The sequence below is a fragment of the Moraxella nasovis genome (genome assembly GCF_022701215.1).
GTDB lineage: Bacteria > Pseudomonadota > Gammaproteobacteria > Pseudomonadales > Moraxellaceae > Moraxella > Moraxella nasovis.
The window spans coordinates 1,204,803-1,216,982 of the sequence record NZ_CP089976.1 but is presented as its reverse complement, the minus strand read 5'-3'; the positions used below and the strand labels follow the sequence as shown (position 1 = coordinate 1,216,982).

General features: G+C 45.8%; 8 protein-coding genes. 6 read left to right on the top strand and 2 right to left on the bottom strand.

Annotated elements, in window-relative coordinates; all coding sequences use genetic code 11:
- Positions 1 to 109: 109 nt before the first annotated feature.
- The 6 genes from LU293_RS05950 (at position 110) to LU293_RS05925 (ending at position 8,277) form a co-directional block, all read left to right on the top strand.
- Entirely contained in the window at positions 110 to 1,408 is a 1,299-nt protein-coding gene (locus tag LU293_RS05950; protein WP_242746318.1) for an MFS transporter, read from the top strand.
- 133 nt (positions 1,409 to 1,541) lie between these two features.
- Positions 1,542 to 3,044, top strand: a complete 1,503-nt coding sequence (amaB, locus tag LU293_RS05945; RefSeq protein WP_242746315.1) for an L-piperidine-6-carboxylate dehydrogenase — start codon at positions 1,542 to 1,544, stop codon at positions 3,042 to 3,044.
- Between the two features lie 81 nt (positions 3,045 to 3,125).
- The gene (gene nhaC, locus LU293_RS05940; protein ID WP_242746313.1) at positions 3,126 to 4,628 is read left to right on the top strand and encodes a Na+/H+ antiporter NhaC; all 1,503 of its coding nucleotides are present in this window, start codon (positions 3,126 to 3,128) and stop codon (positions 4,626 to 4,628) included.
- 28 nt (positions 4,629 to 4,656) lie between these two features.
- The gene (gene amaA / locus LU293_RS05935; RefSeq protein WP_242746311.1) at positions 4,657 to 5,964 is read left to right on the top strand and encodes an L-pipecolate oxidase; all 1,308 of its coding nucleotides are present in this window, start codon (positions 4,657 to 4,659) and stop codon (positions 5,962 to 5,964) included.
- A gap of 85 nt (positions 5,965 to 6,049) precedes the next feature.
- Complete coding sequence (locus LU293_RS05930; protein WP_242746309.1) at positions 6,050 to 7,444, top strand: D-2-hydroxyglutarate dehydrogenase; 1,395 nt, start codon at positions 6,050 to 6,052, stop codon at positions 7,442 to 7,444.
- Between the two features lie 155 nt (positions 7,445 to 7,599).
- Positions 7,600 to 8,277 carry a metal-dependent hydrolase gene (locus tag LU293_RS05925; RefSeq protein ID WP_242746307.1) on the top strand — a complete coding sequence of 226 codons (678 nt, stop codon included), beginning with the start codon at positions 7,600 to 7,602 and terminating at the stop codon, positions 8,275 to 8,277.
- On the opposite strand, the gene LU293_RS05920 is transcribed toward LU293_RS05925, so the two are convergent.
- Together LU293_RS05920 and LU293_RS05915 are read right to left on the bottom strand one after the other, a co-directional pair.
- Positions 8,274 to 9,686 carry a surface lipoprotein assembly modifier gene (locus LU293_RS05920; RefSeq protein ID WP_242746305.1) on the bottom strand — a complete coding sequence of 471 codons (1,413 nt, stop codon included), beginning with the start codon at positions 9,684 to 9,686 and terminating at the stop codon, positions 8,274 to 8,276. The genes LU293_RS05925 and LU293_RS05920 overlap by 4 nt on opposite strands.
- A gap of 76 nt (positions 9,687 to 9,762) precedes the next feature.
- Complete coding sequence (locus LU293_RS05915; protein WP_242746303.1) at positions 9,763 to 12,120, bottom strand: factor H binding protein domain-containing protein; 2,358 nt, start codon at positions 12,118 to 12,120, stop codon at positions 9,763 to 9,765.
- Positions 12,121 to 12,180: the final 60 nt, after the last annotated feature.

Genomic DNA, 12,180 nt, shown 5'->3' with positions numbered 1-12,180 from the left:
TATTAGAAAAATTCTACATTGATGGTAGGTTTGACCTGATGACAAGTTGGGAAGTTGATTGGGACAGATGGGTTTTTACTTCACACACATTCACGGATAGGGAGTAGTTATGGAAAATACTCATGTAATAGAAGACAAAAAAGTCTCCACTCGGGTGCTTTTGGCAAGTCTGATTGGTAGCTCTATTGAGTGGTTTGATTATTTTTTGTATGGCACGGTGGCGGCACTGATTTTTAATCAGCTGTACTTTCCAGCCGAAGACCCTACCGTCGGCACCATGCTTGCCTTTATGTCCTTTGGGCTGTCGTTTTTTATCAGACCTTTTGGCGGGATATTTTTTAGTCATATTGGCGATAAAATCGGTCGCAAAAAGACGCTTGTCTTGACACTTGCCTTGATGGGTGGAGCGACGGTGCTAATGGGACTATTGCCAACCTATCAAGCCATTGGTATTGCCGCACCAATTTTAATGGTGCTATTAAGGCTCATTCAGGGACTTGGGATTGGTGGTGAATGGGGCGGAGCGATGCTCCTTGCAGTAGAATACGCCCCCAAAGATAAGCGGGGGCTGTTTGGGGCGGTGCCACAGATGGGCGTAACCTTAGGTGTGCTACTTGCCACGCTTGCCTTGACGGTAATGACCATGCTACCTGAAGAAGATTTTATGTCGTGGGGCTGGCGTGTGCCGTTTGTGGGTAGTGCGTTGCTTGTGTTTTTGGGATTATGGATACGAAAAGGTATTGATGAAACCCCTGCCTTTAAGAAAAACCAACAAGAAGGCAAAGTCGTTGCTGTACCGCTGTTTGAGACATTACGCACCCACAAAAAAGAAGTGCTGATTGCCATCGGTGCAAAATGCGTAGAGACAGGTCCATTTTATATCATGTTTACCTTCATTATGTATTATGCCACGCAGGTTTTGACCTTTGAGCGTAGTCAAGTATTAAATGCTGTTACGATCGCCACGCTGATTACCACCTTTTTGATTCCTGTGATGGGGGCATTGTCTGATAAAATTGGACGAAAAACGGTATATATTGGCGGTGTGGTACTGCTTATGCTATATGCCCTGCCGTATTTTTGGATGCTAAATACAGGTTCGGTGCTTTGGCTGAATATCGCCACCATCATTGGGCTTGGTATTGTATGGACGCCCATCACGGCGGTGCTTGGGACAATGTTTTCAGAGATTTTTAAAAGCAACGTCCGCTATACAGGCATCACGCTTGGCTATCAAATCGGGGCGGCACTGGCTGGCGGTACAGCGCCGATGGTGGCATTGTGGCTACTCAAAACCTTTGATAATTCGTATATGCCGATTGTTGCTTATATCATCTTTATGGGGGTAATTTCCCTGATAGCGGTATGGGCAGCTCGTGAATATGCAGGGCGTGAGATGGCGGGCTGATGGGCAAAGAACATTCCCAAATGGAATGCCATCATCAATTTCATTCTTTTGCAATTTGACAGGATAATCGGTAAAGTTGTCATATTGGTAAATTTACAACTATCAATCCAATCTAATTTACAGGAGTAATTCAATGAACTTTCAAACCAGAACCCACGAGCTACTTGCCAAAATGGGCGTAAGTCAAAAGGATTATCAAGGCGACTATGCCGTAACTAGCCCCATTGACGGTAGCGTGATTGGCAAGGTGAGCCTGCACAATAAAGATGACGCAAAAGCGAAAATTGAACGTGCCAAATCCGCCTTTAAAGCATGGCGAGCCGTCCCTGCACCCAAGCGTGGCGAATTGGTGCGGATATTGGGCGAAGTTTTGCGTGAGCATAAAGAAGATTTGGGCGAGCTTGTGAGCCTTGAAGCTGGCAAAATCCGTGCCGAAGGACTGGGCGAAGTCCAAGAGATGATTGATATTTGCGACTTTGCCGTGGGGCTGTCTCGTCAGCTGTATGGACTGACCATTGCATCCGAACGCCCAAGCCATCACATGAAAGAAACATGGCATCCTTTGGGTGTGGTAGGCGTCATCAGTGCCTTTAATTTTCCTGTGGCGGTGTGGTCATGGAATGCTGCCCTTGCATGGATATGTGGCAATCCTGTGATTTGGAAACCTTCTGAAAAAACACCGCTCACCGCCCTTGCCTGCCAAGCACTATTTGAAAAAGCAGCTCAACGTTTTGGCGATGCCCCTGACGGTCTGTCTGAACTACTCCTTGGTGAACGTGATGTGGGTGATGTGCTGGTGAGCAGCCATGATGTTGCCCTAGTGAGTGCCACAGGTAGTACACGCATGGGGCGTGAAGTTGCCCCCAAAGTTGCTGAGCGGTTTGGTAAATGCTTATTAGAGCTAGGTGGCAATAACGCCATGATACTTGCCCCAAGTAGCGACATCAATCTTGCTTTGCGTGGCATACTCTTTGCTGCGGTCGGCACAGCAGGTCAGCGTTGCACAACCTTACGCCGTCTCATCGTTCACAACAGCATCAAAGCAGAAGTTGTCGCTCGTATCAAGAAATCCTATGACAGCGTGCGTATCGGCAACCCTTTAGATGGCAATTTGGTAGGACCTTTGATTGACAAGGCAAGTTTTGATAATATGCAGTCCGCCCTGACCAATGCCAAAGCCCAAGGCGGCGTGATAACAGGCGGTGAGCGAGTGCTGACAGATGTTTATCCAAATGCTTATTATGTCAAACCTGCAATTGTAGAAATGGACAGCCAAACAGACGCTGTCAAAACCGAGACCTTTGCTCCAATTCTTTATGTGATGGGTTATGATGATTTTGACAGTGCCATTGAAATGCAAAATGATGTGCCACAAGGGTTGTCATCGTGCATCTTTACAGACAGTGTCAAAGAAGCCGAATATTTCTTATCTTCCCAAGGCAGTGACTGTGGCATCGCCAATGTCAATATCGGTACGTCAGGTGCAGAAATCGGTGGTGCATTTGGCGGAGAAAAAGAAACTGGCGGTGGTCGTGAGTCAGGCTCAGATGCTTGGAAAAACTACATGAGACGACAAACCAACACCATCAATTATTCATCAGAGCTACCCCTTGCCCAAGGTATTGTGTTTGATTGATGTGTATAAGGCAAGGCGATTTCTTTGCTTTGCCTTATTTTAATTAAATAAATCAATATTTTGCATAAAAAAGGACTTTTTATGAACAATGCTACCGAGACCACCAACACCTTTGAACCCAATCACCCTGACCCCAAGCGGTCATTTAAAACCAATCCCATTGAGCCATCGGGCAATTTTCTCTTGGATATTGCTCCGCTTATCTTGACGACTGCCATTTTGATGGTGCAGTTTTTTGTTTTTAAGGATTTTACCCCCCACATTCCATTGGTATGCGGCATTGTGATTACTGGGCTGTTTGTGCGTTTTCGCAAACGCAAATGGCTTGGTATGGAAAATCATATGTATAAAGTCGTCAAGGTAGGTTTGCCTGCCATCGTCCTACTCATCACCATTGGCATGCTCATTGCCGCTTGGATCAAGGCAGGGACGGTAGCTACTATTTTGTATTATGGTTTTGCGATTTTTAGTCCAAGTACCTTTTTGGCGGCAACGTGCGTCTTGTGTGCAGTTTTGTCGCTTGCCACAGGGACATCGTGGGGAACGGTCGGCACGGTAGGGCTTGCCTTGATGGGGATTGGGCATGGGCTTGGCATACCAGAGCCATGGACGGCAGGTGCGGTGATTTCTGGGTCGTTTTTTGGGGATAAGATGTCGCCTTTATCCGACACCACCAATCTCACCCCAGCCGCAGCAGGTGTGGACTTGTGGGAACATATCAAAGGTATGCTTCCTACCACTGTGCCTGCAATGATCATATCAATACTGGTATATGCTTATGTGGGCATACAGTACTCAGCCCAAACAGCCGACTTTCATGACATTGAACTGATGCGTCGCACACTGTCTGATAATTATCATATTAGCCTGATCACACTACTACCAGGGGTTGTGGTCATTGGGGCTGCCATGATGAGATTTCCTGCCTTGCCGACAGTGTTAGGCGGTGTTATTGTGGCGTGTCTTGTTGCTGTCGGGGTACAAGGCGTGGATATTAAAGATTTGTTTAATGTCCTACAAAATGGTGTAGTAAGCACAACTGGCGTTGAGATTGTGGATAAATTGCTCTCCAAAGGTGGCGTAATGAGCATGACGTGGGTTGTAACTTTGACTCTGCTTGCGTTAAGCTTTGTGGGGGCATTAGAGTTTTATGGGACATTGAACGCCATTTTACAAAAGATTAACCAATTTGTTCGCAGCCGTTTTGGCTTGGTTGGTACGACTTATACCAGCACCATTGGCATTGGCGTGGTGGTGGGCGATGTCTATACCACACTTGTCATGCCTGCCCGCCTGTTAAAGGACAAATACGCCCAAATGGGCTACAAACGCACCGCCTTGACACGCTCCATCGAAGACTGTGGCACGCTTTTGTCGCCGTTAATCCCTTGGAACATGGGGGGTGGCTTTGTGGCGGCGACGTTGGGTGTGGCGACTTTGGCTTATGCACCCTACGCCATAGCGTGTTGGCTGTCGCCTGTGATTGGGCTGGTTTGGCTGATTTTAAACAAATTTATCCCCAAAGAACCACCAGCCAACATCGCCAAAGATGCCGATAGTGATGCCATTGGTAATATGACCTAATTCATTATAGAGTAAGTTAAGGAAAACCATGACAAAACAGATAAAAGAACACTGCCTTTGGCACGACACCGCCCCCAAAACTGTCCATTATCCGCCCCTAACAGACGACATTACCGCTGATGTCTGCGTGGTGGGCGGGGGCTATACAGGGCTGTCGGCTGCCATTCATTTGGCGGAATTTGGCTATTCGGTCTGCGTACTAGAAAGCGACTATATCGGTAAGGGCGGTTCAGGTCGCAATGTCGGCTATGTCAATGCTGGCACATGGTCGCCCCCTGATGAGTTAAATGCTGTCTTGGGTGAGATGGCAGGCGAGAAACTTACCAAAATCTTAGGCGATGCCCCACGTTTGGTTTTTGAGATGATTGACAAATATCACATCAACGCCCAAGATACCCGCACAGGCAACATTCACATGGCACATAACGCCAATATGGAGACGGACATTGACAACCGTGTGGCACAGTTTAAAAGGCGCGGGGTGGACGTAGAAGTCTTAACAGGTAGCAAATGTCATGAGATGACCGGCACAACCAAGATTAACAAAGCCCTGCTAGACAAGCGAGCAGGGACAATCAACCCCTTTGCTTATGTGGATGGGCTTGCCAAAAGTGCAATCATTTTGGGCGTGAAAATTTTTGAAAACACCAAAGCCCATAGCCTTACCAAAGATGGCGACAGCTGGCAAGTGGCGTGCGATGGTTCTGATGCAAAAGCCAGCGTCAAAGCCAAAAAAGTCATTCTCGCCACCAACGCCTATTCTGATGGCGAGTGGCTTGATATTCAAAAGAGCTTTTATCATGTACAGTTTTATCAAATTGCAAGCGAACCACTAGACAACGCCATCGCCAATCAGATACTCGCTGGCAAACAAGGCTCGTGGGACACTTGCATGGCATTGTCTAGCATTCGTAGAGACAATGATGGCAGGCTGATACTTGGCACGGTGGGCGGTCGTGCGTTTAAGCCTGATGGCTTTTATCAAAAGTGGGCGGACGGTGTGGTGGCTCATTATTATCCTGATTTGCCTAGGTTTGACTGGCAATGTCAGTGGTTTGGTTATTTTGGCTTTACCACCGACCACATCATGCGAGTGTTTGCCCCTGCTGATGGCATACTTGCCGCCACTGCTTATAATGGGCGTGGGATTACCACAGGCACGATGATGGGCAAGGCGTTTGCTAAGTTTATCAAGACGGATAATCCTGACGTGTTGCCCTTGCCGTTTTATGACATCAACGACAGCCAAATCGCCTTTAAAAAGGTGCGTGAGATTGGCACGGAGCTTGGGCTGACCTTGTATCATGGCGGTCAGATTTTAAAGATTGTGGCATAAAGTGATTACCATTTGCCAAAAATTTTTTGTTATGAATATGTAAATTTAATAACTATTTTTTTAATAAATTTTTCAGAGAGTCACCATGAACCTAAGCCAATTCCTAACCGAACTCCCCCTAGACCCCAGCCAAATCAAGACCGACCAAGACAGCCTAGACAATTGGGGCAAGGACTGGACAAAGCATTTTGCCCCTGCCCCATCTGCCATTGTTTTTCCAAAGACGACCGAGCAAGTCGCTGATATTGTCCGCCTTGCCAATATCCACAAAGTTTGTCTTGTGCCAAGTGGCGGACGTACTGGTCTGTCAGCAGGGGCAGTGGCAAGTTGTGGCGAAGTGGTGATAAGTTTTGACAAGATGAACGCCATTGGCAAATTTTATGAAGCTGACCGCATGGTGGAAGTGGAAGCTGGGGTGGTAACCAAGGCACTACAAGAATTTGCCGACAATCAAGGCTTGTATTATGCGGTGGATTTTGCGTCTAGTGGGTCAAGCCAAATCGGCGGTAACATCGCCACCAATGCAGGCGGTATCAAAGTCATTCGCTATGGCATGACAAGAAATCAAATTCTAGGCTTGACGGTGGTTACAGGCAAAGGCGATATTCTACAATTAAACGGCGGTATGCTCAAAAACGCCACAGGTTATGATTTTCGTCATCTGTTCATCGGCTCAGAAGGCACGCTTGGCTTTATCACTCGTGCGTTGATTAAACTTGAAAAACCGCCTGTCAATCTGACAGCAATGGTCTTGGGCGTGCCTGATTTTGGGTCGGTGGTGAAACTGCTTGATAGATTTGGCAAATCGCTCACGCTCACCGCTTTTGAGTTTTTTGACAGCGTGGCGATTGACAAAGTACTGCTGGCAGGACACGCCAAAGCACCGTTTGACAGTCGCACGCCGTTTTATGTTTTGCTTGAATTTGAAGCACCAAGCGATGCGGTGCTAGATACCGCCATGAACGTCTTTGAAGAGGCCTTAGAAGATGGGTTTATCATAGATGGCGTGATGAGCCAAAGCGTAGGACAGCTCACCGAACTGTGGAAATTACGAGAAAGTATCTCTGAGACCATCTCGGTATTCACCCCCTACAAGAACGATGTGTCTGTACTCATCACGCATTTGGGCGATTTTATTGATGATATTGAAACCATCGTCAAAGACAATTATCCTGACTTTGAGATTTGTTGGTTTGGGCATATCGGCGATGGCAATTTGCATTTAAATATCCTAAAACCTGATGGCATGGATAAGGACGAATTTTTTGGCAAATGCCAAACGGTGAACCAATACGTCTTTGCAACGGTACAAAAATACCAAGGCTCTATCTCGGCAGAACATGGTGTGGGCATGACCAAAAAGCCGTATTTGGATTATACTCGCTCACAGGCTGAGATTGACTATATGAAAGCCATCAAGGCAGTATTTGATCCCAATGGCATCATCAATCGGGGCAAGATTTTTGATATTAATGTTTGATATTGGGCAATCACCACAGACACAGACAAGACAAACAAACGCCCAAAACTTAAGCGTTTGTTGTGAGTGTAAGATATTGATGATGTGATAACGCTGTGATAACCGCACCATAATTATGCTAAAATGAGCGACTTTTTTATGATTTTGGTTCATCTATGGCAAATTTTCGTACCCACCTGACTGTCGCTCTTGCCACGAGCAGTACCCTTGCTGTCATTGGTATGTACATCAAACTATTTGGGGCGACCACCGCCATACTTTGTGCCATCATCGGTACAGTTGGCGGTCTGCTACCTGATATTGACCTAGACCACTCCGCCCCTGCCAAACGTGGTTTTCTTTTGGCAAGTCTCATCGTTTCCACCATCATCGTGATACTCTATGCCAACACCTACCGCCAAGATGAACTGGTCTTGGACTCGCTCATCTTGTGGGGGCTAAGTTTTGTGTTGATTCGCTTTGTGCTATTAGAAACATTCAGTCGGCTCACTCATCATCGTGGCATGGTGCATTCTGTGCCTTATATGGCGGTATTTGGGCTTATCATCACGTGTGGGGCGTTCTATGGACTGCACCTGACCGCCTTTATCAGTTGGGCGTTTGGGGTGTTTTTGTTGGTCGGTGCGATGATTCATTTGGCATTGGACGAGATTTATAGCGTCAATGTGTTGGGGCTTCGGCTCAAACGATCTGCTGGTACGGCGTTTAAATTCTTTGAAGTCAAAAAACCATTACAATACGCCCTGCTCTATGCCGTGCTGATTGGGCTATTTTTCATCGCCCCGCCCTATCAAGATATGTGGCGGGTGATAAAAAAAATTGTCAGCTCCTAAAATAATTTTTCAAAGGAAATAAACACCGCCTGCGAACTACGACTGTACATGGAATCAAAATTGCTGTCAATTTTTTGATAGCGGTAGTTTAGGCTAGGCGTAATGCCTTTATAGCTAAATGGTCGATACCAAGCGGCAGCATTGACCTGATATTCTCTATCGTGGCGCACCTCATCATACCAAAAATTATCCGCCAAAAAATCTCTCTTGGTGTAGCGTGTCATCACCCGTGCGCCAAACGATTCACCATAATAAGCAAGCCCAAGGCGCACGCCCTTACGCTCTGATGACTCCGCCAAATCCAATACTTTGTCCTGCGACACATCAAATCCTGCATAAGCCACATAACGCTCGCCCAGCTGTTTAGCCAGCGTAAAGCCAGCTGCATTGATTCTACCGTCGTGTCTCATTGCAGTTTGTTTATTTTCATAGCGTTTTTGGGTGTGGGATAATGACGCACTCACCTGCAAATCTGGCAAAAACTTCGTGCTATAACTGGCAGACACCCCCTGATGACGGCTGTATTTATCGCTTTCCAGCCAATTTTGCTCCACGAAAGGTACGATTTGCCAATAGCGCTTCACATTCCTGTTGGCGTAGCCCGCTCGCACCGCCAAGGTGGTCTCATCATAGCTAGGATTATCCCAATACGCCACGCCATCGACACCAACATCACCCACAATGAAGTGATTGCCTGTGATATTCAAATCCTTAGATGCACCCACATCATAACGCACACCATGCGCCGACTGTGGCAGCGATGAGTCATCACGAATGAAACGAGCGCCTTGAATTTCAATCTCACGTGCATTTGCGGCGTTATTCACATTATCCGTTTCTTCGTAGTTCAGCCCAAAGCGGTATTTGACACGCTCAAACTGGCGGATAGCATTTAGATACTGGACAATAACAGCCTGCATTTGCGGTGGCATTTTATCATATACTTTATAAAACTGCCGTTTAGCGGCGTGGTACTGCTTATCTTCATACAGCATGATTGCCAAATCAAAGGCGGGATAAATCAAACGCTCATCACTCGCCACTCGCTGATACAGCTCAATGGCGTCCTTATGGCGTGCCTGACTGCGATACATCGCACCAAGCGCATAATCATATAAAGTCTGGTCAAACGTCGACTGCTTCTGATACTCATCAAGTAAATCTGCCAAAACTACCCAATCCTTAGCAATCAGCGCACGTGTAATCTTCGCTTCGATGTCATCGCTACTAGGTATCGGCAAAGTTGGCGTAGCCACAGCGGTTGGCTCATGTAGCAGGTCATCTTTTACTTGCAATTTCTTATCTTCGAATAATACAGGGTCGCTCACAGGTGTACTTTGAGCATTTGCCATCATGGAGAGCGCCAATAGCGATAGCGCAAATAATGGCGAAAAATTATGGTATGTCATCATCAACTCCTAATAAAAACCACCTGACAGCCGCCAAGTGGTTTTTTTTGGGTAAAAGTTCAATCATCAAGATGGTTTATTTTTTGATGTCGCCACGAGTACCGCCGAAGCCGATTTCAACTTTCTTATCTTTGTTTAGATACTTACCATCTTCAGAATAATAGTTAAATTCGGCAGAGCCTGCAATCTCTTGTGCTTCTGGACCAAAGAAGCCAAGCTTATACTTCCCGTTCACACCTTTAAACAAACTATAAGGTTTGCTTACAACAGCATCACCAGCAATACCCAATACATCTTTACCTTTTAAGTTGATTTTTGTAATGCTGGCTTCATTTAGATTGATAATACCATATTGAGTATAACCAACAATACGACCAGAGCCCACACGATTACCAAAATCTACATTATAAGCTAAAGTAGCTACCTCTCCAGTCGTATTTATTGATTTACCAGTATAGACAGCCTTCCCTTCAGTTGGCAGTGCAGATTCGGTCGTGGCAAAGCCTGTAATGTCAAAATCAACACGACTATCCTGACCGTTGGTAAAATCAACGTCATTACGAACGTCCAACTCATTTGTTGTTTTTACAACGATAGAATATGGCAGCTGGTAAATATAACGAGAACCTTGGAACTGAGTTATTCTACTCTCTTCATCAATCTTCTCAAAATTAGGCGACTGATATTGTACTCTATTAGCATCGGGTTGATACGCAGTCAAATCCACCGCAGGATATAACTCCGATTTAGCTTTTTCAGCCTTGGCTTGTTCTTGTGCGGTTGCTTCTAGTGCCTGTTTTAGATTATCGGCGGCTGTATCTACATTATTGGTGGCGTATTGATTGGCAAAGTTTTCGTCTAGACCGACTGTTTGCGCCTGTTCAAGTAATGCAGCTTTATCTTCGGCAAGTTTATTAACAGCGACGATCAAGGCTTCATTTGCCTGTTCTGCGGTGTTATTTGCATTTGCTTCTACATAAGCTTGGATACGAGCTTCGGTCAGACCTGCGTCTGTCGCTTTTTGGGTTAAGTCTTCTTTGATGGCAGCGATACGAGCTTCTTCTGCGATACGAGCTTCTTCGGCTTCAATCTTGGCTAAGGTTGCAGCATCTTTCTTACCGCCGAAACCAACTGTATAGTTGTTAATATTAGCTTTACCAGCAACTTCTTCGGCATTCGGACCGAATAAGCCAAGCGTATAATCACCTGTGATATAATCGCCATCGGCAACATTGCCTGTTACGCCTGTTACTTGTTTGCCATTCAGCTCAATTTTAGTTAAATCGCTTTCTTGAAGCGTGGTTCTTCCAAGTGCAGATTCCCAACCTGTGATATTACCAGAACCTTTGCGCTTATCAAAGTCAATCAGATACTCAAAATTCGCTGCATCTTTTAAAATGGAGAATGCCTTACCTGTATAAGCAGCACGCCCTACGCTTGGGACGTGGCTGTCTTGGGTCTCAAGACCTGCAACTTTATTGATGTTAATATAAGACTCATCGGACTTACGACCCGTCCAATGATCATCAACTTCTTTGATTTGACCTGATGCGGTAACAACGGAATAATCTTGGTTATAAACATAGTCGATAGACTGACTACGGACGGTTCTATTAACTCTATTAACAACACCATTTGAGATAGAAGTATAATTCTCGTAAGAAGTACCCACCCCACCACGATTCTCACTTAGTCCTTGCGTAGAATAATCCTGACCTTTTTCGGCATTTGCTGCATCGGTGATGGTTTGTGTTAAGGCATTGTCAAGGTTGCTTTGAGCGGTATCGACATTATCATCAGCAAATTGCTGTGCATAAGCGTCATTAAGACCTGCATCTTTGGCTTTCTTGACTAAGTCTGCCTTAACAGCGGCGATACGTTTTTCTTCTGCTTCTCTTTCAGCTTTTTCTTTTGCTAGGCGTTCTGCTTCGGCTTTTTCTTTTGCTAGGCGTTCTGCTTCTGCCTTGGCTTCGGCTTCTGCCTTTTCTTTGGCTAGACGCTCTTCTTCCGCTTTTTTACGAGCGGCTTCTTCAGCGGCTTTCTTTTCGGCTTCGGCTTTTTCTTTGGCTAAACGCTCAGCTTCTAGGCGTGCTTTTTCTTTAGCTTCTGCTTCTGCTTTGGCTTTTGCGGCAGCTTCTTCGGCTTTACGTTTTTCTTCTGCTTCTCTTTCAGCTTTTTCTTTTGCTAGGCGTTCCGCTTCTGCTTTAGCTTCGGCTTCAGCTTCTGCCTTTTCTTTTGCTAGACGCTCTTCTTCCGCTTTTTTACGAGCGGCTTCTTCGGCAGCTTTCTTTTCGGCTTCGGCTTTTTGGGTATTAGTTTGGGTAGGTTGAATGGTAGGGTTTGGTTTTGGCTTGACTGGCGAACCGTTATTACTGCTACAAGCAACGATACTAAGTGCAAGTAATGTTACCGCACTGGCTTTATGAAAAGACATCTTAAACTCCGTCTACAGATTGATTATCAAGGGGGAGCGATGTCTTTACAAATCAAGAAA

What these genes read in the sequence shown, in the direction of transcription:
- LU293_RS05950 (WP_242746318.1), top strand. Translation starts at nt 110, where the DNA reads ATGGAAAATACTCATGTAATAGAAGACAAAAAAGTCTCCACTCGGGTG.
- amaB (WP_242746315.1), top strand. Translation starts at nt 1,542, where the DNA reads ATGAACTTTCAAACCAGAACCCACGAGCTACTTGCCAAAATGGGCGTA.
- nhaC (WP_242746313.1), top strand. Translation starts at nt 3,126, where the DNA reads ATGAACAATGCTACCGAGACCACCAACACCTTTGAACCCAATCACCCT.
- amaA (WP_242746311.1), top strand. Translation starts at nt 4,657, where the DNA reads ATGACAAAACAGATAAAAGAACACTGCCTTTGGCACGACACCGCCCCC.
- LU293_RS05930 (WP_242746309.1), top strand. Translation starts at nt 6,050, where the DNA reads ATGAACCTAAGCCAATTCCTAACCGAACTCCCCCTAGACCCCAGCCAA.
- LU293_RS05925 (WP_242746307.1), top strand. Translation starts at nt 7,600, where the DNA reads ATGGCAAATTTTCGTACCCACCTGACTGTCGCTCTTGCCACGAGCAGT.
- LU293_RS05920 (WP_242746305.1), bottom strand. Translation starts at nt 9,686, where the DNA reads ATGACATACCATAATTTTTCGCCATTATTTGCGCTATCGCTATTGGCG.
- LU293_RS05915 (WP_242746303.1), bottom strand. Translation starts at nt 12,120, where the DNA reads ATGTCTTTTCATAAAGCCAGTGCGGTAACATTACTTGCACTTAGTATC.